Source organism: Maribacter spongiicola (assembly GCF_004364165.1).
Taxonomy (GTDB): domain Bacteria; phylum Bacteroidota; class Bacteroidia; order Flavobacteriales; family Flavobacteriaceae; genus Maribacter; species Maribacter spongiicola.
Genome location: NZ_SOAY01000010.1, coordinates 1,720,484 through 1,742,048, shown reverse-complemented (window position 1 = coordinate 1,742,048; position 21,565 = coordinate 1,720,484). Strand labels below are relative to the sequence as shown.

Here is a 21,565-nt window from a genome sequence, read left to right as displayed (position 1 = left end):
GTTTTAGATAGCTAAAAGAATCAAACAACAACATTTTTTTACTATACCAATGAATACAAGAAGAAAGTTTATAAAAAGTGCCGGTCTTTTAAGTGCAGCTACAGTTCTACTACCGCAAATAACAATGGGGACAACTAGAAACTCAAGCTATGGCGTACAGTTATATTCATTTAGGGATGATATGCTTGCCAACCCTATGAAAACGTTGGAGAAAATTGCTAGCCTTGGTTTTAAAGAAATTGAAAGTGCAGGATCGTCAAAAGGGTATTATTATGGACTGACGCCCGCACAAATGGGAACCGCTTGCAAAAGTTTAGGTATGAAACTTACAAGCGGTCATGTGCATTTAGATGATAAGTTTGAACAAACAATGGCAGATGCGGTAGCTTCTGGTCAAGAATATCTTATTTGCTCTTCGCTACCTAGTGACGGACAAACAATTGATAATTACAAGAAAGTATCAGAGCAGTTTAATAAAGCTGGCGAAGCGTGTAAAAAGCATGGTTTAAAATTTGGATACCATAACCATGAGTATGAATTCGAGTCTGAAAACGGAGAAGTACTATATGATGTGCTTATGGATAATACCCAAAAAGATTTAGTACATATGGAACTAGACTTGGGCTGGGTGGTTATTGCCGGAAAAGACCCGTTACACTATTTTAAAAAATATCCACAAAGGTTTCCGCTTTGGCATTTAAAAGATATGGATATGCATGAAAAAGTAAGTACAGAATTCGGTAAGGGTATACTAGATGTTCCGTTAATGCTTGAAATGCAAGAACTATCTGGTGTTCAACATATTTATATAGAACAAGAAGAATACGCAAGTACCCCTTTTGATAGCATGATGCATAACATGAACTACTTAAAGAATTTATAGTGGCATATATGAAATTTTATAACCGATTAATTTTTACCTCTCTATTGTTTGCAGCAATTGTTTCTTGTAAATCTCAACAGAAGACACTGGTTACAGATGGCTCTGAACTAGTGCAAGTTGCGAATAATTTCAGCTTCACCGAAGGCCCGGCATCAGACAAAAATGGCAATGTATATTTTACAGACCAACCGAATAACAAAATTCTAAAATGGAACCAAGCCGACAATTCTATAAATACTTTTATGGAATCGTCAGGTAGGGCAAATGGTTTGTATTTCGACAATGATCAAAATTTATTGGCAGCTGCCGATGATAAAAATGAATTATGGAGAATTCATGAAAATGGTAAAATTGACACTTTGATTACCGATTTTGAAGGTAAAAAATTAAACGGACCTAATGATATATGGGTCGATAAAAAAGGAGGAATCTATTTTACAGACCCTTACTACCAAAGAGACTACTGGACAAGGAAAGAAGCTGATATAAAAGAAAAAAATGTCTACTATATTTCGCCAGATTTAAAAAACATCTCAATAGTAGCGAAAGGTTTAGCACAGCCTAACGGAATAATTGGCACTCCAAATGGTAAAAAACTTTACGTAGCAGATATAGGTGACAAAAAAACCTACTCCTACTCCATTCAAGAAAATGGTACTTTAAGTGACCGCACACTTTTTACAGACATGGGCTCAGATGGTATGACGATTGACAACCTAGGTAATATCTACTTAACAGGCGAAGGTGTTACCATTTTCAATTCAAAAGGTGAACAGTTAAAGAATATACCAATCAATGAAAACTGGACAGCCAACGTTACTTTTGGCGGTAAAAATCAAGATGTATTATTCATTACTGCAATGGGCTCGGTGTACACTTTACAAATGAATGTACATGGTGTTAGGTATTAGACTTATTGCTTGGTGAATTTTCTATTTAACACACCTGGCAATTCTTCATTTACACTTTCGGTTAAAATAGCTGAATTTAAAACCATGTCGCTAAAATTTGATGCATTTAAACTAAGCACACTACTTTTAAAAGTCCATTTACCGCTAGAGTTATTGGTTCTACCACAGCGAATAGCATAAAAATCACCGGTTACACTGGTAATATCTAGTGCTACCAAATCAAGATCCCATGTACCGTCTGCATAAATTTCCAATATGCCGTTTAAGCAGTCAAGTTCATCTAAGATATTATTAGAAGCAGTACCATCTTCATTCACATCTTGGGCTACATTCACATTTATTTCAGTCAACATATAGGTGCCAATGACCAAGGCACTATCATCAGTTGTGGGCTCGCTATCATCAGATGAGCAACTTGTGAAAAATAGCACCAAACAAGTAATAAAATAAAAGGTAAATTTTTTCATGATAACAACAAAATAAGTTTATGCTATATGAAAGGTAATCAAAACTATGTATAAGATGTTGCCATATTAAGCATTTGATTAGTATAAATTCACAAAGGTAGTAGCCTTCTGAAAATATTCAAATGTATTCTAAAAAGTCACTTTGTTGAAATTCATATAATTAGAGGTAATTTATTATCAATCTCTTTGTAAAATGTTTTATTTCTTATTAATTCCTTGATTTTAATTATCTTAAACGACTTAAAATCCAACCAAACTATGATTACGTATATTTTTGAATTTATCGGTACTGCAATGCTAATTCTTATAGGAAATGGCATTGTTGCCAATATTGTATTAAAGGGAACAAAAGGAGCTGATTCCGGGTGGACTGGCATTTCTCTTGCATGGGGTATTGCCGTATTTATCGGCGTGTACATTTCAGCCGATGGCAGTGGTGCTCACCTTAATCCAGCGGTAACCGTCGCTCTTGCCGTTGCCGGAAAATTTTCTTGGGCAGCAGTGCCAGGCTATATAGTAGCACAAATTTTAGGAGCCATGATGGGTAACCTTTTAGTATGGCTTAATTATAAAAAACAATACGAAGCCACCGAAGATACTGATGCAATTTTAGCTACCTTCTCCACTTCACCGGCTATTAAGAGTCCGTTTTGGAATTTGATTACCGAAGTTATTGGAGCCTTCGCGCTTGTATTCGGCGTATTCTATATTGCCGGTGGTACCATGGGTGACAGTGCAGTTTCACTAGGGTCTTTAGACGCGCTACCAGTAGCACTATTGGTAATGGGTATAGGTTTTGGCTTAGGCGGCCCTACTGGATACGCCATTAACCCTGCACGTGATTTTGGTCCGCGTTTATTACATTCAATTCTTCCTATAAATAATAAAGGAAATAGTAATTGGGGTTACGCATGGGTACCAATAGTAGGACCAATAATTGGCGGAGTTTTAGCCGCGGTAGTATATATGATCATTGAAACAATTCAATAAAATTTACAACTATGAAAAGCCTTATTTTACTTACCTGCATCTTTACTTCTATGACTGTACTTGCTCAAAAAATGGTAGACTTACCATATGAAACAAATGCCGATGTACATTGGTCCACAGCTGAAAAGGAATACTACTCTAATATATGGGAAACTAATGTGATAACCAACGTTGCTATACCTAGGTTAGAAGTTTTTGAGGCAGATCAGCCAAATGGCACGAGTGTTATTGTTGCCCCCGGTGGCGGACTTTACGGTTTAAGTATTAATAGTGAAGGTAGAGATGTTGCGAAATGGTTGAACAATCATGGTATTACTGCCTTTGTTCTTAAATATAGGTTAGTACCCACTAGTGTCGATGGCATTAAAGAAATTACAGAGGAGAGCACAAACAACCCTGCGAAAATAGGAGAAAGAGTTGCCCCTGTTTTACCACTTTCAATTGCGGATGGTCTTGCTGCCATTACTTACGTAAGAACTAATGCAAAGGCTATGAAATTAGATCCCAACAAAATTGGATTCATGGGCTTTTCAGCTGGTGGTGCAGTGACTATGGGTGTTACCTTTAACTATACTATGGCTACTAGACCAGATTTCATAGTGCCTGTCTACCCTTGGATGACCGTTATCGGTGACTATAAAATTCCTGAAGATGCACCGCCAATGTTAGTAATATGTGCTTCAGATGATCCACTTGGACTCGCCAGACCAAGTACTATACTGTATACAGATTGGGTAACTAGCGGAAAAAATGCAGGTATGCATATGTATTCAAAAGGAGGACATGGTTTTGGAATGAAAAAACAACAATTAGCCTCTGATAACTGGATTGAACAATTTTATTCTTGGGCGCTTACAGAAGGTTTAACAAAACCAACACTTAATTAGTAAGTTAATCTTTCAAATTTTCAGTTATGAGTAATTTTAAGGTTTCATTCTTAATAACGGTTTTTCTACTTTCAATAAGTAATTATTGCATTTCTCAAACAGAGAATATCTTTACCGAAGAGGTAGAGAATATTACTAGGAAATATGATACTATCTGGGATTCAAAAAAGGAAACTATAGTCTTCACTGGTAGTTCTAGTGTTCGTTTATGGAGAAAACTAGAACAAGAATTTCCTAATCATCAAATTGTAAATAGCGGATTTGGAGGATCACAAGCATCAGACTTGTTATTATTTACCGATGAATTGATTTTATCCTACAATCCTAAAAAAGTATTTATTTACGAGGGTGATAATGACTTATGGGCAGATAAAAGACCTGCAGATGTTCTTGATACGACTGCAGAGATCATCCGTCGAATAAAATCTAAAAATCCTGCTACTGAGGTTATATTAATTGCTGCAAAACCAAGTATCAGCAGATGGAAGATTCGAGGAAAATATAAGAGGCTGAACAGAAAAATGAAACGTTTTACTAAAAACGACCCACAAGTGTATTACGTTGATGTTTGGAAACCTATGTTAAACAAACGAAAACTAAAAACCGATATTTTTATTGAAGACGGCCTGCACATGAACCAAAAAGGTTACGATATTTGGTATGAAGCCATGAAAGATTTAGTAAACCAACCCTAATTACACTACATAATGAAGACCTTTTGTATTCGAAGTCTATTTTTTGCAAGCTTAACACTCTTATTAATCGCTTGTAGTAAAGAGAAGAAAGAGCGCATTTCAATGCCAACGACAGATTTATCTAAGGTTAGCTTAATACCTAAGCCTTTAAAGACCATACCCACAAACTCCGCATTTGCTTTAGATCAATTTACGGCAATTTACACCTCTAAAGATGCTACAGGTTTTGAAGAAGTAGGTACTTTTTTAGCAGACAAACTAAAAGATAAAATTAACCTGACCATACCCGTGAATACTGAAGGGGCGAATACCGTAGAAAGAGTTATCTACATTAACCAAAGCGATAGTACAGATTTGGCATTACCAGAGTCATATCAATTATACATTAATCAAGATTCTATTATTATTAACTCTAACACCGCAGAAGGTGCTTTTAGAGGCATACAAACACTTCGGCAATTGGTACCCATAGAAAGTAACGACACATTGGCTTTACAAAAAATTTGGCCCATACCTTCTGGGAAGATTATCGACAATCCTAATTTTGCTTATAGAGGTTCTATGTTAGATGTTGCACGTCACTTCTTTAGTGTTGATGATGTTAAAAAATATATTGACCTACTATCTTACTACAAAATAAATGTGCTTCACCTACACCTTAGTGATGATCAAGGTTGGAGAATTGAAATAAAATCATGGCCTAAACTTACAGCGATTGGCGGTAGTACCGAAGTTGGCGGCGAATCTGGCGGATTCTACACTCAAGAAGATTACAAAGAAATTGTACGTTACGCTTATGAAAGATATATGACCATTATACCAGAAATTGATATGCCAGGCCATACCAATGCGGCATCTGTATCCTACCCTTTCTTGAATGGGAATGGTAAAACGCCTAAACTATACGAAGGTATGCGCGTTGGTTTTAGCACCTTTGATACACATAAGGACACCGTTTATTCATTTATAGACGATGTAGTTAGAGAAATCTCTGCGATCACTCCAGGTCCATATTTTCACGTTGGTGGAGACGAGAGTCACGTTACTAAAAAGAAAGATTATATCTACTTCATCAATAAGGTAGAGAAAATAGTACAGAAGCACGGTAAGCGCATGATCGGTTGGGATGAAGTTGCCATTGCCGATATAGATTCTACCTCCATTTCTCAATGGTGGGCAAGTGAAGAGAATGCTAAAAAAGCAGTTGATAAGGGAATGCAAATAATCGTCTCTCCGGCTAAAAAGGCATATTTAGATATGGAATATGATACACTATCTAAATTCGGATTACACTGGGCGGCTTACATACCTGTAGATACTGCATACATTTGGACACCCGAAGAATATGGGATACCAATGGAAAATATTTTAGGTGTAGAAGCACCACTTTGGTCAGAAACCATAAGTAATATAGACGAGCTAGAATATTTAGCTTTTCCTAGAATTATCGGTTATTCTGAATTAAGCTGGAGTATAAAAGAAAATAGAAACTGGGATGATTATAAAGTACGATTAGCAGACCAAGCACCATTTCTAGACAGAATGGATGTAAAGTATTACCCTTCTGCACTTATCGACTGGAAGAAGAGCGATTTTACGTATGAAACCATAAAAAAGGATTAACTACCCATGCAACAATTAAAAAGCCTTGATTTAAATACATCAAGGCTTTCTTATTTATATATCATAAGATTTCAATTTTACCTTAGCTAAAATAGTATTTAGATATTGGAAATTTATAGGTTTTTCCATGTACTCTATAATATTTGGGTAGCTATCTGCCTTTAGTTTATCATCAGTCCTAAATGAAGAGGTTGTAATTACAACAGGTGTCTCTGGTGCTAGATTAAGTTCTTTTGATTTATCAAGAAAATCCCATCCGTCTAAAACCGGCATATTGATGTCCAGTAAAATTATATCAGGAGAGATATTGGTCTTTAAATAATCAAGGCCTAGCTGACCATTTAGGGCTATAGAAATATTTTTATAACCAAATCTCTCGAGATTTGTTTTAGCTATAAAGTTCGTTACTTCGTCGTCTTCAATCATTAATATTCGTATCATTTTGCGGGGTTTTAAATGGTTTGATTATTTGTTTTAAAAAATTATTTTAAACTCTGTTCCTTTATTTACTTGACTTGATACATCGATTGTACCACCGTTTTCATCAATTATAGTTTTCATGATATATAATGAGACACCTAAACCATCAACATGGGTATGTAGACGTTTAAATAATGCGAAAATTTTATCAGAAAATTCTTGTTCAAATCCTAGTCCATTATCTTTGAAAGATAATTGAACTCTACCATTGACATCTTTTGTTTCAATTTTGATGCTTAGTTTTCTTTTTGGGTGTCGATACAGAAGAGCATTTGACATAAGGGTTTGAAGAACACCCTCTAGTTGCACTTTATTATAATTGATTGAAGGGCATGCCGAGTAATCTTCTTTTATAATTGTTCTACCTTCGATAATTTCTTTAGAATAATTAGTTTTTAATTTACCTACAACCTCTGAAAATTCTAATGTAGTTTTAGATGCTCCAAAATTAGCCTTTGTAGCAATCACCATATTTAATGCAGTAATCTTATCGCACATTACTTTAGTGACCACATTCATTTTTTCAACTATAGGCATTACTTCATTAAAGGTAATATCAGATTCTAAAGCCATTCGCATTAGGCTCTTTAAATTGGTAAGCGGGGCTCTTAGATCGTGTGCCGCTACAAATGAAAAATCTTCTAACTCTTGATTCTTCTTTTTTAAATTTTCGTTGACCTCGATTAATGAAGTCTTAGTACTTTTTAATTTTTGAACGGTATCAATTACATTAGTTACGTCTAGAGTTGTAATACCTAAATAGTCTCCAATTTTAAATGCTTTTGACATAAAAATTATCTCAGAAAATTCACCTTTAAACAACAACTCATCAAAACCTATTGCCACACCTGTGTCTATAACATTTTTATAAGCATCGTACCGCTCTGTTCCCTCTAAATAAGGGAATATGTCCAATAAATTTTTACCCAAGAAATTTTCTTTTGAAATACCAATGGTATCGACACCAGCTTTATTGATGTCGACAAAGTTCATATCGCGATTTAAAATCACAAATGGTGAATAGGCATTTTCGAAAAATGCACTTTTTAATTCACAATCAATATCAAATTCACTAGTATTCATATCATTCAAATTTTGTTAAGACTATTAAGCTACACCACAAATTTGCAGCATTTAATATCTTATTTCAATTGATATATGTTAGATAAGAGAAAGGTATAGATGAATGACAAGAAACTATAGATGAGCAGCTTAAGCAATAAAATCGATTTCTATTAGGTTGTAAACAAAAAAAAGCCCTAAAAGGGCTTTTTACATATAGTGTAAGCAAAATACTATTCTTCAGAACTCTCTTCACTTGTTACTTCTTCGCTAGAGAAGTCGGTAATTTTATTATCGATTAAAATGTTATACCATTGAATAACCTTTTTAATATCACTAACATAAACGCGATCTTCATCATAATCAGGTAACACTTCAAAAAAGTATTCTTCTAATTTAATTTTTTCGTCTTTATGGCTAATTGAAGTTTTACCGCCCTCTTCTTTTGTTTGAATTTTTTGAAAAACCTCTCTTAACGGAACCTCCTCTTCAAGCGTATAAATTGCGATTTCAGACAGTACACTTACACTACTACGCAAACTGACTGTTATTCTCTTTGCATCTAATAAAGATTCTGCTACAAAACCTGTTCTGGTTTGGGTAATTAATTTATACAAACCTGGTTTTCCTGCAACAGATAAAATTTTCTCTAAACCCATAAACTCTTTTAAAATTTCAGAAAACAAATATTATACTTTTCTATTAATAATGGAGGCATTTTAACGTCCTTTTTTCATTGCAGGAAATTTCATGCGATAGTCTACACTAATCTTACCTTTTGAAATATTGGTTAATCTACCTTTTAACATTCGCTTTTTTAAGGCAGATAATTTGTCAGTAAACAAAACCCCTTCTATATGATCGTACTCATGTTGAATAACCCTTGCCAATAAACCATCAAAGGTTTTTTCATGCTCTTTAAAATTCTCATCTAAATAGGTGATTTTAATGGTACCCTTTCTGCTTACATCTTCACGAACGTCTGGTATACTAAGGCAACCTTCATTGAAAGCCCATTCATCACCAGTTTCTTCTTCAATAGTAGCATTGATAAACACTTGTTTAAAACCGTCTAACTGTTTTTGTTCCTCTTCAGTTAAATCTTCATCCCCTGAAAAAGGAGTCGTATCAACCAAAAATATACGAATTGGTAATCCTATTTGTGGTGCTGCAAGACCTACACCACTAGCATTATACATGGTCTCCCACATGTTAGCCAACAACTCATTCAGTTTTGGATAGTCTTTATCAATATCATCCGCTACTTTTCTTAATACGGAATCACCGTATGCAATAATGGGTAAAATCATTTATAATGTCTTTAAAAAATCTTGTAATATAATAGTAGCACTAATCTCATCGATCAATGCTTTGTTTTTTCGTTGCTTCTTCTTTAACCCGCTATCAATCATGGTCTGAAAAGCCATTTTCGATGTAAAACGTTCATCATGTCTTTTAATCGGTATTGCTGGAAATTTCTCTGCCAGCTTCACTAAAAATGGAGTAATATATACTTCAGATTCAGATGCGGTATTATCCATTTGTTTAGGCTCGCCTACTACAATGGTCTCAACCTTTTCTTTGGAAATATAATCAGCTAAATATTCAAAGATTTCGGCAGTGGCAACAGTCGTTAATCCGAATGCTATCATTTTCATATCATCGGTAACCGCTAAGCCAATACGTTTTTCTCCGTAATCAATTGCAAGAATCTTTCCCAAACTTAATTTTTGGCAAAAATAAAGGATAATTTGTTATATGTGCCCTTGCGCATGGCTAATTACTGTACTTCAACTTATATTTGAGAAAATTTTATGAAAATGACAGAATTAAGAGCACAAATAGAAAAAGCATGGGACAATAGAGACCTTTTGAAGGAATCTGCAACCCAAGATAGCATTAGAGAGGTTATTAACCTTTTAGATTTAGGAAAATTAAGATGTGCCGAACCAACTACAGACGGATGGCAAATTAACGAATGGGTAAAGAAAGCGGTAGTTATGTATTTCCCTATTCAGAAAATGGAAACCTTAGAAGCAGGCATTTTTGAATACCACGATAAAATGCCTTTAAAAAGAGGATACAAAGAAAAAGGAATTCGTGTAGTACCAAATGCCGTTGCTAGACATGGTGCTTATATTTCTGCAGGAACCATTTTAATGCCTAGTTATGTAAATATCGGTGCATATGTAGACGAAGGTACTATGGTCGATACTTGGGCAACTGTAGGTAGTTGTGCGCAGATCGGCAAAAATGTTCACTTAAGTGGTGGTGTTGGTATTGGTGGAGTTCTTGAACCTTTACAAGCCTCACCAGTTATTATAGAAGACGGTGCCTTTATTGGTTCTCGTTGTATTGTAGTTGAAGGCGTTAGAGTTGAAAAAGAAGCTGTACTTGGAGCCAATGTAGTTTTAACGATGAGCACCAAGATTATCGATGTTACCGGTGAAACTCCCTTAGAAACAAAAGGTGTTGTACCTGCTCGTTCAGTAGTGATACCTGGTAGTTATACCAAGAAATTTCCGGCAGGCGAATTTCAAGTACCGTGTGCATTAATTATCGGAAAAAGAAAAGAAAGCACAAACAAAAAGACATCATTGAACGATGCACTTAGAGAGTATGATGTTGCGGTTTAATTTTTAAACCAATTCTACTACTTTAGTAATAGCTTGAGAAAGGTAATGACCAGAGGCGACTTTGGTTTTTACCTTTTCTACATTAGAAACCATAGTTGCATAATCTTTTGGGTCAAGGTTTGCTAATGCAGCATCTAACTCATCTAAAGAATTTAAGGTAATACCAATTTGCTCTTTTTCAATGAATTTGGCAATAGCAGCTTTTTTCCAGACAATAACCGGTAGACCACACAAGAGATACAAAGATGTTTTGTGCGGATTATTATATAATAGATACTTTCCAAAATCCCCAGAACATTGATTCAGTGCGTTACCATTCCAAATTAAACCGAATGAACCTTGTATTTCATCAATTACCTCGTCTGGTGAAAAGACACCCTGGTAATCTAAAATGGAATTATCTCTTTCAGCATCGGCCGCATTAAAACCGTTACCATACAACTTCAGTTTATAGTTTGACGGATTAAGACTGTCCATACTATATAAAAACTCACTTTTCTCTTTCCCTAATCCGCCAGCAAAAACTACAGCATAAGGTGTGTTTAGTGTTGCATGTTTATTACTGGCATGTATATAATCGAACAATTCTAAGCTTACCAATTGTGCAGTACATCCATTTTCTTGAAACCACTTTTTCATAGATTCGTTATGAACGATGATAAAATCGGCTTTATTGAATTTTGCCATCTCATCCTTCAAATCAGTTGATTTTCCCATTAAAAATTTTACATCATGTATAATAATGATGAGGATACATTTCTTTAATGAAACAATATTAGTCATATAACCGAAAAACTTGCTTAACGGATATTGCATACAGAAAACAGATTTTCTTGGTAGTAGAAATAACCCTTTTGTTATTCCAAAAAAACTGATGACAGCACCTATTGCCGAACTAGGGTGATTACTTTGCTTAAAACCTAAATTCTTGAATCCGTTCTTTTCTAGAACCGTCTCGCAGTCCATCTTTGGTTTGGAAGCTGCGTTCTTTGAAAATTTATAATTCCTAGAAATAAAATAGAGATTATCAGAATTCATTCAATTAATAGTTATGATTTAAGCATTGCAATTTTAACGATATAAAACTACAAATGAAATAATAAATTTCAATTATAGTACACCTTTTCGTGTTAACTAATTTCCTTCTCAAACAGTATATTTGCGCTTTTAATATTGAAGGATGATGTCAACTAAAAAGTATGATTTTCTTATTGTAGGCGCCGGTTTATACGGAGCAGTTTTTGCCCATGAAGCCAAAAAAAGAGGAAAAACCTGTTTAGTTGTAGACAAAAGAGAACATATTGGTGGAAATACCTTTTGTAAAAAAATAGAAGATATTAATGTGCATGCCTACGGAGCGCACATTTTTCATACCAATGACAAGAAAATTTGGGACTATGTAAATGACTTTGTTCCGTTTAATAAATACACCAATTCACCGGTTGCCAACCACAAAGGTTCATTGTACAATTTACCTTTTAACATGAATACCTTCTATAAGTTATGGGGTACTAAGACTCCCGCAGAGGCAAAATCTATCATTGACGAACAAAGCAAGAAGTATCAAAAAAAACAGCCGCAAAATTTAGAAGAGCAAGCACTTTCGCTTGTTGGTGAAGATATTTATTTCAAGCTGATCAAAGGGTATACCGAAAAACAGTGGGGAAGAAAAGCTACAGAATTACCTGCATTCATAATTAAACGCCTACCCTTAAGATTCACCTTCGACAATAATTATTTCAACGATAGTTACCAAGGTATACCAATTGGAGGTTATAACGAATTAAGTGGCGGACTTTTAGAAGGTATCGACGTACAACTAGGCGTCAACTATTTTAAAGATAAAATAGCGCTTGACAACATGGCTCATAAAACTGTTTTTACGGGTAAAATTGACGAATATTACAACTACGAATTTGGTAAATTAGAATATCGTGGCTTACGTTTCGATCATGAAATTTTAAACATTGAAAATTACCAAGGTAATGCGGTAATAAATTATACGGAGGCAGAAATACCGTATACAAGAATTTTAGAACACAAGCATTTTGAATTCGGGCAACAGAAGAAAACAGTCATTACCAAAGAATATCCTTTAGAAGCTTCAACCGATTCTGAACCGTACTACCCAATCAACGATGACAAGAATAATAATAGGTATTTACAGTATAAGAACAAGGCTGCCAAAGACTTAGTGATTTTTGGTGGTAGGCTCGCAGAATACAAGTATTACGATATGCATCAGGTTATCGGCGCAGCGTTAGCAAAAACTAAAAAACTTTTTGATAATTAAACGCAACCATTCTAAAATACGCCCTCTTATAAACTGAACCATGCTATAACGTTGGATTTCAATTGTGTAAGAATTTTACTGCTTAACACAATTTTTTAATTCTTTTTTTGTTATAACTTTGTTCGCTCCGATTAGAGCAAACCTATCAAATTGGATTGTATGATTACCAAAAAAGAACAACTTACCGCATTAGTAATTACGTATAACGAAATTGGGTACATTGAAAAGTGTATTGAGTCTGTTTCTTTTGCCGATGAGATTATTGTAGTTGATTCTTTTAGTACCGACGGAACCTATGAATATTTAAAGGATAACCCGAAAGTAAAAGTCATTCAAAATCCGTTTGAGAATTTTACCGCTCAAAAATCATTTGCCTTAAAACAAGCTACCAATGACTGGGTTTTATTTTTAGATGCTGACGAAATTGTTTCTGATGCTTTACAAAATGAAATTTCAGAGACAGTAGCTAGTGATACTGATATTGCAGCTTTTTGGTTTTATCGCCAATTTATGTTCAAGAATGAAAAATTGAATTTCAGCGGATGGCAAACTGATAAAAACTACAGACTTTTTAGAAAAAGTAAAGCTGTATTTTCTGACTGTAAAATTGTTCATGAAACATTAGACGTTGATGGCGCTTCTGGTATTTTGAAAGAAAAACTGACGCACTACTGTTACAAGAACTACGAAGATTACAAAGGTAAAATGCTGAAATATGGTCGTTTAAAGGCTATTGAATCGTTTTACAAAGAAAAGAAGTTTAGCTATGTAATGATGGTTTTAAAAACTGGTTGGAAATTTTTCAACCATTACATCTTGCGTCTTGGTATACTAGATGGCAAAAAAGGTTTTATTATTTGCTACCTTAATTCATTAGGTGTTTTAGAACGTTATAATGAACTTAAAAGACTGGAACAAAAAAATGAGCTTGCGTATTACTTAGTAATGCCGTAAAACGTCCACACGCTTTTTTCCTTTTTAGTAGCATTTCTTATCCCCACATTTTTTGCAATAGATTCTGGTGTCTTATACCCTCTTTTATGGTCTAAATGCACACAAACAGCACTATATCGCAATTGCTTAGACTTTAACCCGAAATTGAACAGACGTTCACCTAGCTCTCTATCTTGACCGCCATATTGCATGCGCTCATCGAAGCCATTTACATTTTCAATATCTTTTTTCCACCCAGAAGAATTATGTCCGTTCCAACTTGCATTGGTAGGCGTAACCCAGTTTAAAATTTTAGAAATAAAGCCTTTAGCTGTAAGCTTGTTATTTTTAAAAGTCTGCGGTATTCCTTTATCCTTCAACCATTGAATATTGAAGCATCGTTGATTTTCAATATCGTCAAGAGTAATTAATTTAGAAATATTCATGGGTAACATGTAATATCCGCCAGAAATAAAATAACCTGGCTCTTTATTGATGTAATGCACCTGAACAAAATCTTCTCGAGGTATACAATCACCATCGGTCATGATAATATAATCTGCAGAACAGGCAGTTACCGCTTTATTTAAAATTCTAGATTTTTGAAAGCCATCGTCTTCTTGCCAAACATGCACAATTGGGTAATGCACCTTTTCAGCCATCTCTGCCAATAATTCTTTGGTAGGTGCCTTGGACCCGTCATCAGCAATAACAACTTCAAAATCTTTGAATATTTGTTGCTCAAAGCCCCATAGTACCTTCTTTAGCCACTCTTCGGCATTATATGTACTAACGATGATACTTATTTTAGGAATCTCCATACTACGTTTCAAATTACTGCAAAAATATAAAACTCTTATCTATCTTTGAGCTAGAAAAGACGGTCTCTTAATAAAGGGACAAATTACAGCATTGTAAAATGAAGTTAAAAGAAATTCCTGTATCAATTTACAATTCGGTTAAACTTTTAGCCCTTTCGTCTAAAAGTATGATAACCGAGAATAAGACAGAATTACCGGTAATTGTTTCTTTAACCTCCATTCCATCAAGATTAGTTACACTTCATCTTACCATAAGAAGTCTCTTAAATCAAGATGCGCGACCAAAGAGAATAATTTTATGGTTACATCATTCGTTAAAAAATGAAATACCCAGAAAGCTAGCGACTTTAGAAAGTGATTTATTTGAAATAATGTATTCTGATTTAACTTGTTCTCACAGAAAGCTCATTCATAGCTTAGAATTATTCCCTAATGATATAATTGTTACTTGTGATGATGATATGCTTTATAGACCAAACTGGCTTCGTTTATTACATGAAGAACATCAATTACATCCGAACAAAATTATCGCGAATCAGACCAGATATATTACATATAACAAGGCTGGAGAATTACAATCGTATAAAAGTTGGGTCTTTGATAAAGATTCAAAATTTAAAAGCTCTGCCGTAATACCAATTGGTGCCGAGGGCGTTTTATATCCACCAAATAGCCTTTCTGAAAAAGTAACCGATTCAAATTTATTTTTAGAATTGGCTCCGAAAGCAGATGACTTATGGTTTAAAGCGATGGCTTATTTAAAAGGCACCGAGTCTATGCAAGCAAATAATAAAGCTAAAACACCTATTCCCATTATTGGTTCACAAAAGCAATCTCTAAAAAAGTCGAATATTGGAGGTGACAAAAACAAGACCCAATGGTTAGCAATAACTAATTACTTCAACATTACTCCAGAAAATTTACTATAATACAAGCAAAAAACAAATGACAGAGGAAATCAACAAATGCATAGAAGTTTTAGAAAATGGCGGACTCATACTCTACCCTACCGACACCATTTGGGGTATTGGTTGTGATGCTACTAATGAAGAAGCTGTTGAAAAGGTATATAAATTAAAACAACGCAATGACAGTAAGGCATTAATATGTTTAGTTGCCAATGATGCTATGCTCGAAAAGCATGTTGAAAAGGTATCTGATCTTGCTTATGACATTATTGACCTTTCTACAAAGCCGACGACTATAGTTTTTGATAAACCTCGGGGTGTGGCCAAAAACTTAAAAGCAGAAGACAATACTTTAGCTGTAAGAGTTGCATCAGACAAATTCTGCCAATACCTAATCGGTAAGTTCAAAAAGCCAATTGTTTCCACATCTGCCAACATTTCTGGACAGAGCACACCAAAATCTTTCCAAAATATAGATTCAGCCATTTTAAAAGGTGTAGACTATGTGGTAAATTTGCATCGTGAGAAACAGAATAGCTCCGCCTCTTCAATTATTAGATTAGCTAATGATGGTACGGTGAAGATTATTCGAGATTAAGAACATGCAAGAGAGCTATACAGACGCTTTAAACAACCCAATTTTCAAGATTATTTCAGAAGCTGCAGAAGAACTTTCTGTAGATTGTTATGTTATTGGAGGTTTTGTAAGAGATTATTTTTTAAAACGTAACATACCTAAAGACATTGATGTTGTTGCAATTGGAAGTGGTATTAAACTTGCCGAAAAAGTTGCTTCTAAATTAGAGGGCAAACCCCAAGTATCGGTTTTCAAGAATTTTGGTACTGCCATGATCAAAAGTGATGGTATTGAACTTGAATTTGTTGGCGCACGTAAAGAGAGTTATCAGCGCGATAGTCGCAAACCAATCGTTGAAGATGGTACTTTAGAAGATGATCAAAAAAGACGCGATTTCACCATAAATGCTTTGGCGCTTTCATTGAACAAATCGAATTACGGAGCCCTTCTTGACCCTTTTGGCGGTATTGCCGACTTAAAGAGCAAGATTATAAAAACTCCGCTAGAACCAGGTATTACCTATTCTGACGACCCTTTACGTATGATGCGGGCCATTCGTTTTGCTACGCAATTAGATTTTCAAATAGCACTACCCTCTTTACAGGCGATTACAGAAAATAAAGACCGAATAAAAATTGTTTCTAATGAGCGAATTCTAGATGAGCTTCATAAAATTATGCTGTGCAAAAAGCCTTCTTTAGGCTTTTCGTTACTACATAAAACAGAATTATTGGGGTTAATTCTACCAGAATTAACTGCTCTACAAGGTATAGAAGAGATTGAAGGTCAAAAACATAAAGACAACTTTTGGCATACTTTAGAGGTAGTCGATAATATATCTGAAGTCACCGATGACCTTTGGTTACGCTGGGCAGCTTTGTTACACGATATTGGTAAAGCACCGACCAAAAGATTCCATAAAAAAATTGGCTGGACATTTCATGGACATGAATTCGTAGGATCTAAAATGGTTTTCAAATTATTTAAACGTTTACGAATGCCATTGAACGAAAAAATGAAATTCGTTCAAAAGATGGTCTTAATGAGCTCAAGACCTATTATATTATCTGAAGATTATGTAACAGATTCAGCTGTGCGTAGGTTGGTTTTTGATGCAGGTGACAATGTAGAAGATCTAATGACTTTATGTGAAGCGGATATCACTACTAAAAACCCTAAGAAGCAACGAAAGTACCATCATAACTTTAAGATTGTTCGCCAAAAGATTGAAGAGGTAGAAGCTCGTGATCATGTTAGAAACTTTCAACCACCTATTAGTGGCGAAGAAATAATGGAAACTTTTTCGTTGAAACCATCAAAAGAAATCGGAATTATAAAAGAAGCGATTAAAGAAGCTATTTTAGAAGGAGAAATTCCGAATGAATATAAAGCTGCTCAAGATTTTATGTATCTTAAGGGTGCAGAATTAGGTCTACAGAGTACAAAATAGAATGGATATTATTTATGGATATTACATTTAGAAAAATTGCCAAAACATCTTTGGTATTAGTTTATTTAGTAATTGTTGCCGGCGCAGTGGTTAGAATGACCGGTAGCGGCATGGGTTGCCCAGATTGGCCTAAATGTTTTGGTTATTATATACCACCAACAGAGGTTACAGAGTTACAATGGCAACCAGACCGATTATTTGAAAAAGGTCAGGTTATTATTTATCGTGAGACCTTACAAGTTTCTAAGGAAACATTCACGACTGCCAATGCTTTTGACGCTACCAATTGGGAAGCCTATACGAAACATGACTACGCAGAATTTAATCCGTGGCACACATGGATAGAATATATAAATAGGCTTTTAGGCGCCTTGGCCGGTCTAGCCACCCTACTGCTCGCCATAATGTCTGTTAAATTCTGGAAGAAGAAAAAGCGTATACCCATACTATCGTGGTTAGTGGTTGTAGGCATGGTCTTTCAAGCTTGGTTGGGCGCAACAGTTGTTTACTCCGTTCTAGAACCCGCAAAAATTACTGTTCACATGCTTATGGCCTTGGTAATCGTAGCGATGTTGCTTTATGTTATCTATTTAGCAAATGAAGAGAACAAACGCATTAAGTATGATAAAATGGTATTGAATATCAGTATTATAGCAATAATTATGACACTTGTTCAAATTGCTATGGGTACCCAAGTTCGCCAATTTATAGATGAGCAAATAGATATTTTCGGTTACAATGCCAGAGATAACTGGTTAAGAAACCCAGAAATATTATTTTATATACATCGTTCATTTTCTATACTGGTCATTTTTGTAAACGCTTTCTTGGCGTACAGAATTACGAAGTTAGATTTAGGACACTTCAAAATATACTGGGTCTTGTTTTTATTGGTAGTGGAGGTATTTACGGGTATTGCCATGTACTATTTAGATTTCCCATTTGCTAGTCAGCCATTGCACCTTGTATTGGCGTCAATTCTATTTGGTGTTCAATTCTACATTCTTTTAGATGCTTTAATGCCTAGAATAAACTCGAAAACTTCGTAACTTTGCCCTCCCACAAAAATTAAAGTATGATTTATAAAATTCGTGTTATTCTAGACGCTGATGAAGATATATTCAGAGATTTAGAGATTGAAGCCCATAATACATTAGAAGACTTTCATAATGCCATTACCCAGGCATTTGGTTTTTTAGGTAATGAAATGGCATCTTTTTATACCTGTGATGAAGATTGGAAACAAGACGAAGAGATTGCACTTTTTGATATGAGCGAATCTGGGTCTGATGTTCGCTTAATGAACGAAACCTTTTTAGAGGATATCGTTACCGAGAATAACCCAAAACTAATCTACGTGTATGATTTCATGAACATGTGGACGTTTTTCGTTGAACTTGCAGATATTCAAGAAAATGAAGATGGGCGTTCTTACCCAAATGTACTTTTTTCATTTGGTGAGCTACCAGAAACTCCGCCAGAAAAAAACTTTGAAGCAGAGAGCAGTGCTTTTGACTTTGATGATACCTTTGACAATTATGACGATTTAGATTTCGATGAAAATTGGAATTAATCTGCATGTAAAATATTTTACATTACTTTACTAACCATTTAATTTAGAACATTTTATGATTAACCTATATGCTACCCAAATCGAAAGCATTTCTATACATAGAGTTGGTAACAAAAATAAGAACGAAGGTATTTTTCTTTCAGAAGAACCCTTTAGACTTAACGATGAAACCACCGGTCTATTAAAAGAATACTTTTTTAAGCCTTTTAGAGAAAAGGAAGAAAACTATTATAAACTGGCTAATGAAATTGATGTCGAATTCAATGAACTATACAAAATAGTTAGTGAAGTTTTTGAAGATAACTCGAAGGCACATTTAAATTCTAAAAAAATAGCCTCCTTATTGTTCGAACAATCTAACCACCCACATATTAAAAGTGGTGAGGTATATGTTGCCTACCTTTCTAACTTACTTTTAGATAATAAAAAAGTAGATGCCATAGGTATATTTAAAAGTGAGTTAAAACACGATTTTATACAGTTCGAAGAAAAAAACAGCAACTTAGATATCGTTATTCAACAAGGTATCAACATCAATAAGTTAGATAAAGGATGTTTAATTTTCAATGTTGATAAAGAAGAAGGTTACAAAGTATTGTCTGTAGACAGTAACAAGTACGATACCAAATATTGGATTGAAAATTTCTTAGGTGTAGACCCACTTTCAGATGACAATTTTAAGACTAAAAACTACTTGAAATTTTGCCAGAATTTCGCAAAAGATGTGGTTTTACCTGCAGAAGACAAGCAACAAGAGGTATTGTTCATGAACCGCGCAGTTAACCATTTTGCAAAAAATGATGCTTTTGAAGAGTCTACTTTTTTGAATGAGGTAATGGAAAACCCAGAATTGATACCTGAATTCAAGCATTACAAAGCAGAAAAAGGACCGAAATTCAGTATTGAAGATGTCTCTACATTTGATATAGCGAACAAGGCAGTATCAGATGCACGTAAAAAGATAAAGAACGTCATTAATTTAGATACGAATATTCAGATAAAAATGGATTTCATAAACCCAGAATCTGCAGAGAAATTTGTTGAAAAAGGTTGGGATGAAGAAAGACAAATGTATTATTACTTAGTGTACTTCAACAAAGAACAAAAGAGCTAGTATTTTTTAAATACGCTAAACCTAAATAAAGCAAAAAGCCCATTATTTTCTTTAGAAAATAATGGGCTTTTTCAATTTTTAGCTATTAAAATATGTATTAGTTATTAATTTTAATATTGTGTTCTATAATTTGTTTTACACTCACATCTTCATAATTTCTACGAACAAAATTCAGCGCTAAATCTAGCACTTCGCCCATTGTTTTGCAGTTCTGAAAATCCATATCCATCGTAAGAACTTCAATTTGTTCTCTTAGCATAGCGATGTTTTCGGGTGTTGAAATTTCATCGGTCTTACAAATGGCACGTAATTTTTTAATTCTGTTACCTGAACTTAAAATTCTTTTGGCCACCATAGAACGTTCTTCCAATTTATACTGATCAACAGAATCGTGGGTTAGCTTTTTACGAACTAACTCGACCATTTGATAATTTTCTTTAAAAAATTGAGGCCTATAAACTTTTAGTTTTCCTTCAAAACACTGTTGATCAAAATCTATAGCACGAATTTTATAAACAACGTGGTCAAAATCATGTGTAGGTACAATTACATAGTTATAAGAGCGCATATCGCCCAATAATCGAATCATGCAACGTTCATTAAATTTTACGAATTCTTTCGCTAATTGTGCTTTTTCGCTAGGCGTGCAAAGCGGCAAATTATTTTTAATAAATTCATCGCCAGGTATACCTGCAATATGCTCCTCTATTAAAGTGTCTTTATACACCAAAAAGTTAAGGTTATAGGGCGAAAGCATATGCTCTAATTCTAAGCCGTAAATACGAGATGCATCTGTCTTTTTTATGTAGAAATAAGTGAAGTTATCGTTCAATATATTTCGAATCTTAATACGAAAAGGTTTAGAATTTCCGAACGTACAGAAATCAACGGCATCAACATTTAAATATTGATGAATATTATTACTTCCGTCAGAATGTAAAATTGAATAGACTTTCTTTAAACTATCATCTATTTCTTTTCTTTCATATTCTGAATAATAAGCCCGTACCCAAAGAGTGTCTTCATCATTTTTATCATACACTACAACCGAACCTGAAAAACGTAGCAAATCTTCGTAAAATATAGGAATTTCAATCTTACGGCTATAATGTTCCAAATAACCATCTAACGCCTCACTTACTGGGTAAGCTGGCTTCTTTTTAGACATTAATCTTTCTTCTGACATGCTTCAAATTTACTTACAAAATAATCAATTCAGCACAATTAATTTTAAGCAAGCATATAAAAATAACTCGTAGAAC

The 21,565-nt window shown here is 34.5% G+C and carries 24 protein-coding genes; 15 read left to right on the top strand and 9 right to left on the bottom strand.

Going from position 1 to position 21,565, the window contains the following annotated elements; all coding sequences use genetic code 11:
• Positions 1 to 49 precede the first annotated feature (49 nt).
• Complete coding sequence (locus CLV90_RS07755) at positions 50 to 883, top strand: sugar phosphate isomerase/epimerase family protein (protein ID WP_133686892.1); 834 nt, start codon at positions 50 to 52, stop codon at positions 881 to 883.
• An 8-nt stretch (positions 884 to 891) separates the two neighbouring features.
• The gene (locus CLV90_RS07750; protein WP_133686891.1) at positions 892 to 1,794 is read left to right on the top strand and encodes an SMP-30/gluconolactonase/LRE family protein; all 903 of its coding nucleotides are present in this window, start codon (positions 892 to 894) and stop codon (positions 1,792 to 1,794) included.
• 2 nt (positions 1,795 to 1,796) lie between these two features.
• Here CLV90_RS07750 and CLV90_RS07745 read toward each other — a convergent pair whose 3' ends face one another.
• The gene (locus tag CLV90_RS07745; protein WP_133686890.1) at positions 1,797 to 2,261 is read right to left on the bottom strand and encodes a hypothetical protein; all 465 of its coding nucleotides are present in this window, start codon (positions 2,259 to 2,261) and stop codon (positions 1,797 to 1,799) included.
• A 228-nt stretch (positions 2,262 to 2,489) separates the two neighbouring features.
• Between CLV90_RS07745 and CLV90_RS07740 the strand changes: the two genes are divergently transcribed.
• From CLV90_RS07740 to CLV90_RS07725, 4 genes are read left to right on the top strand one after another with little or no spacing between them, the layout of a single operon-like run.
• The gene (locus CLV90_RS07740; RefSeq protein ID WP_279586546.1) at positions 2,490 to 3,251 is read left to right on the top strand and encodes an MIP/aquaporin family protein; all 762 of its coding nucleotides are present in this window, start codon (positions 2,490 to 2,492) and stop codon (positions 3,249 to 3,251) included.
• 11 nt (positions 3,252 to 3,262) lie between these two features.
• Positions 3,263 to 4,138 (top strand): alpha/beta hydrolase, encoded by an 876-nt coding sequence (locus CLV90_RS07735; RefSeq protein ID WP_133686888.1) that lies wholly within the window; start codon positions 3,263 to 3,265, stop codon positions 4,136 to 4,138.
• Between the two features lie 26 nt (positions 4,139 to 4,164).
• Positions 4,165 to 4,833 carry a GDSL-type esterase/lipase family protein gene (locus CLV90_RS07730; RefSeq protein WP_133686887.1) on the top strand — a complete coding sequence of 223 codons (669 nt, stop codon included), beginning with the start codon at positions 4,165 to 4,167 and terminating at the stop codon, positions 4,831 to 4,833.
• Between the two features lie 12 nt (positions 4,834 to 4,845).
• The gene (locus CLV90_RS07725; RefSeq protein ID WP_133686886.1) at positions 4,846 to 6,456 is read left to right on the top strand and encodes a family 20 glycosylhydrolase; all 1,611 of its coding nucleotides are present in this window, start codon (positions 4,846 to 4,848) and stop codon (positions 6,454 to 6,456) included.
• A 54-nt stretch (positions 6,457 to 6,510) separates the two neighbouring features.
• Here the strand turns inward: CLV90_RS07725 and CLV90_RS07720 are convergent, their stop codons facing one another.
• The 5 genes from CLV90_RS07720 to ruvX all read right to left on the bottom strand — a co-directional run bounded on the left by CLV90_RS07720 (position 6,511) and on the right by ruvX (position 9,719).
• Positions 6,511 to 6,897: a response regulator gene (locus CLV90_RS07720; RefSeq protein WP_133686885.1), complete on the bottom strand. Its 387-nt coding sequence runs from the start codon at positions 6,895 to 6,897 to the stop codon at positions 6,511 to 6,513.
• A 33-nt stretch (positions 6,898 to 6,930) separates the two neighbouring features.
• Positions 6,931 to 8,019, bottom strand: coding sequence for a sensor histidine kinase (locus CLV90_RS07715; protein WP_133686884.1), 1,089 nt, complete (start codon positions 8,017 to 8,019; stop codon positions 6,931 to 6,933).
• A 212-nt stretch (positions 8,020 to 8,231) separates the two neighbouring features.
• A complete protein-coding gene (locus CLV90_RS07710) occupies positions 8,232 to 8,657 on the bottom strand; it encodes a DUF5606 family protein (protein WP_133686883.1) in 426 nt (141 codons plus the stop codon).
• A 60-nt stretch (positions 8,658 to 8,717) separates the two neighbouring features.
• The gene (def, locus tag CLV90_RS07705; protein ID WP_133686882.1) at positions 8,718 to 9,308 is read right to left on the bottom strand and encodes a peptide deformylase; all 591 of its coding nucleotides are present in this window, start codon (positions 9,306 to 9,308) and stop codon (positions 8,718 to 8,720) included.
• Positions 9,309 to 9,719: a Holliday junction resolvase RuvX gene (gene ruvX, locus CLV90_RS07700; protein ID WP_133686881.1), complete on the bottom strand. Its 411-nt coding sequence runs from the start codon at positions 9,717 to 9,719 to the stop codon at positions 9,309 to 9,311.
• 99 nt (positions 9,720 to 9,818) lie between these two features.
• Here ruvX and CLV90_RS07695 point away from each other — a divergent pair, with 99 nt between their 5' ends.
• Positions 9,819 to 10,634: a 2,3,4,5-tetrahydropyridine-2,6-dicarboxylate N-succinyltransferase gene (locus tag CLV90_RS07695; RefSeq protein WP_133686880.1), complete on the top strand. Its 816-nt coding sequence runs from the start codon at positions 9,819 to 9,821 to the stop codon at positions 10,632 to 10,634.
• 3 nt (positions 10,635 to 10,637) lie between these two features.
• Here the strand turns inward: CLV90_RS07695 and CLV90_RS07690 are convergent, their stop codons facing one another.
• Positions 10,638 to 11,600, bottom strand: a complete 963-nt coding sequence (locus CLV90_RS07690; RefSeq protein ID WP_243835298.1) for a beta-1,6-galactofuranosyltransferase — start codon at positions 11,598 to 11,600, stop codon at positions 10,638 to 10,640.
• Positions 11,601 to 11,814: 214 nt separating this feature from the next.
• Here CLV90_RS07690 and glf point away from each other — a divergent pair, with 214 nt between their 5' ends.
• Complete coding sequence (gene glf, locus CLV90_RS07685; RefSeq protein ID WP_133686878.1) at positions 11,815 to 12,927, top strand: UDP-galactopyranose mutase; 1,113 nt, start codon at positions 11,815 to 11,817, stop codon at positions 12,925 to 12,927.
• Between the two features lie 159 nt (positions 12,928 to 13,086).
• Entirely contained in the window at positions 13,087 to 13,881 is a 795-nt protein-coding gene (locus tag CLV90_RS07680; protein ID WP_133686877.1) for a glycosyltransferase family 2 protein, read from the top strand.
• On the opposite strand, the gene CLV90_RS07675 is transcribed toward CLV90_RS07680, so the two are convergent.
• Positions 13,863 to 14,681, bottom strand: coding sequence for a glycosyltransferase family 2 protein (locus tag CLV90_RS07675; RefSeq protein WP_133686876.1), 819 nt, complete (start codon positions 14,679 to 14,681; stop codon positions 13,863 to 13,865). The genes CLV90_RS07680 and CLV90_RS07675 overlap by 19 nt on opposite strands.
• 98 nt (positions 14,682 to 14,779) lie before the next feature.
• Here CLV90_RS07675 and CLV90_RS07670 point away from each other — a divergent pair, with 98 nt between their 5' ends.
• The 6 genes from CLV90_RS07670 to CLV90_RS07645 are packed head-to-tail and all read left to right on the top strand — an operon-like array spanning position 14,780 to position 20,303.
• Positions 14,780 to 15,610 carry a glycosyltransferase family A protein gene (locus tag CLV90_RS07670; RefSeq protein WP_133686875.1) on the top strand — a complete coding sequence of 277 codons (831 nt, stop codon included), beginning with the start codon at positions 14,780 to 14,782 and terminating at the stop codon, positions 15,608 to 15,610.
• A gap of 16 nt (positions 15,611 to 15,626) precedes the next feature.
• A complete protein-coding gene (locus tag CLV90_RS07665) occupies positions 15,627 to 16,187 on the top strand; it encodes an L-threonylcarbamoyladenylate synthase (RefSeq protein WP_133686874.1) in 561 nt (186 codons plus the stop codon).
• 4 nt (positions 16,188 to 16,191) lie between these two features.
• The gene (locus CLV90_RS07660) at positions 16,192 to 17,616 is read left to right on the top strand and encodes a CCA tRNA nucleotidyltransferase (RefSeq protein ID WP_133686873.1); all 1,425 of its coding nucleotides are present in this window, start codon (positions 16,192 to 16,194) and stop codon (positions 17,614 to 17,616) included.
• A 14-nt stretch (positions 17,617 to 17,630) separates the two neighbouring features.
• Entirely contained in the window at positions 17,631 to 18,665 is a 1,035-nt protein-coding gene (locus CLV90_RS07655; protein ID WP_133686872.1) for a COX15/CtaA family protein, read from the top strand.
• A 26-nt stretch (positions 18,666 to 18,691) separates the two neighbouring features.
• The gene (locus CLV90_RS07650) at positions 18,692 to 19,189 is read left to right on the top strand and encodes an IS1096 element passenger TnpR family protein (RefSeq protein ID WP_133686871.1); all 498 of its coding nucleotides are present in this window, start codon (positions 18,692 to 18,694) and stop codon (positions 19,187 to 19,189) included.
• A gap of 55 nt (positions 19,190 to 19,244) precedes the next feature.
• Positions 19,245 to 20,303, top strand: coding sequence for a nucleoid-associated protein (locus tag CLV90_RS07645; protein WP_133686870.1), 1,059 nt, complete (start codon positions 19,245 to 19,247; stop codon positions 20,301 to 20,303).
• 97 nt (positions 20,304 to 20,400) lie between these two features.
• On the opposite strand, the gene CLV90_RS07640 is transcribed toward CLV90_RS07645, so the two are convergent.
• Entirely contained in the window at positions 20,401 to 21,489 is a 1,089-nt protein-coding gene (locus CLV90_RS07640; protein WP_133686869.1) for a hypothetical protein, read from the bottom strand.
• Positions 21,490 to 21,565 lie beyond the last annotated feature (76 nt).

What these genes read in the sequence shown, in the direction of transcription:
- CLV90_RS07755 (WP_133686892.1), top strand. Translation starts at nt 50, where the DNA reads ATGAATACAAGAAGAAAGTTTATAAAAAGTGCCGGTCTTTTAAGTGCA.
- CLV90_RS07750 (WP_133686891.1), top strand. Translation starts at nt 892, where the DNA reads ATGAAATTTTATAACCGATTAATTTTTACCTCTCTATTGTTTGCAGCA.
- CLV90_RS07745 (WP_133686890.1), bottom strand. Translation starts at nt 2,261, where the DNA reads ATGAAAAAATTTACCTTTTATTTTATTACTTGTTTGGTGCTATTTTTC.
- CLV90_RS07735 (WP_133686888.1), top strand. Translation starts at nt 3,263, where the DNA reads ATGAAAAGCCTTATTTTACTTACCTGCATCTTTACTTCTATGACTGTA.
- CLV90_RS07730 (WP_133686887.1), top strand. Translation starts at nt 4,165, where the DNA reads ATGAGTAATTTTAAGGTTTCATTCTTAATAACGGTTTTTCTACTTTCA.
- CLV90_RS07725 (WP_133686886.1), top strand. Translation starts at nt 4,846, where the DNA reads ATGAAGACCTTTTGTATTCGAAGTCTATTTTTTGCAAGCTTAACACTC.
- CLV90_RS07720 (WP_133686885.1), bottom strand. Translation starts at nt 6,897, where the DNA reads ATGATACGAATATTAATGATTGAAGACGACGAAGTAACGAACTTTATA.
- CLV90_RS07715 (WP_133686884.1), bottom strand. Translation starts at nt 8,019, where the DNA reads ATGAATACTAGTGAATTTGATATTGATTGTGAATTAAAAAGTGCATTT.
- CLV90_RS07710 (WP_133686883.1), bottom strand. Translation starts at nt 8,657, where the DNA reads ATGGGTTTAGAGAAAATTTTATCTGTTGCAGGAAAACCAGGTTTGTAT.
- def (WP_133686882.1), bottom strand. Translation starts at nt 9,308, where the DNA reads ATGATTTTACCCATTATTGCATACGGTGATTCCGTATTAAGAAAAGTA.
- CLV90_RS07695 (WP_133686880.1), top strand. Translation starts at nt 9,819, where the DNA reads ATGACAGAATTAAGAGCACAAATAGAAAAAGCATGGGACAATAGAGAC.
- CLV90_RS07690 (WP_243835298.1), bottom strand. Translation starts at nt 11,600, where the DNA reads ATGGACTGCGAGACGGTTCTAGAAAAGAACGGATTCAAGAATTTAGGT.
- glf (WP_133686878.1), top strand. Translation starts at nt 11,815, where the DNA reads ATGATGTCAACTAAAAAGTATGATTTTCTTATTGTAGGCGCCGGTTTA.
- CLV90_RS07680 (WP_133686877.1), top strand. Translation starts at nt 13,087, where the DNA reads ATGATTACCAAAAAAGAACAACTTACCGCATTAGTAATTACGTATAAC.
- CLV90_RS07675 (WP_133686876.1), bottom strand. Translation starts at nt 14,681, where the DNA reads ATGGAGATTCCTAAAATAAGTATCATCGTTAGTACATATAATGCCGAA.
- CLV90_RS07670 (WP_133686875.1), top strand. Translation starts at nt 14,780, where the DNA reads ATGAAGTTAAAAGAAATTCCTGTATCAATTTACAATTCGGTTAAACTT.
- CLV90_RS07665 (WP_133686874.1), top strand. Translation starts at nt 15,627, where the DNA reads ATGACAGAGGAAATCAACAAATGCATAGAAGTTTTAGAAAATGGCGGA.
- CLV90_RS07660 (WP_133686873.1), top strand. Translation starts at nt 16,192, where the DNA reads ATGCAAGAGAGCTATACAGACGCTTTAAACAACCCAATTTTCAAGATT.
- CLV90_RS07655 (WP_133686872.1), top strand. Translation starts at nt 17,631, where the DNA reads ATGGATATTACATTTAGAAAAATTGCCAAAACATCTTTGGTATTAGTT.
- CLV90_RS07650 (WP_133686871.1), top strand. Translation starts at nt 18,692, where the DNA reads ATGATTTATAAAATTCGTGTTATTCTAGACGCTGATGAAGATATATTC.
- CLV90_RS07645 (WP_133686870.1), top strand. Translation starts at nt 19,245, where the DNA reads ATGATTAACCTATATGCTACCCAAATCGAAAGCATTTCTATACATAGA.
- CLV90_RS07640 (WP_133686869.1), bottom strand. Translation starts at nt 21,489, where the DNA reads ATGTCAGAAGAAAGATTAATGTCTAAAAAGAAGCCAGCTTACCCAGTA.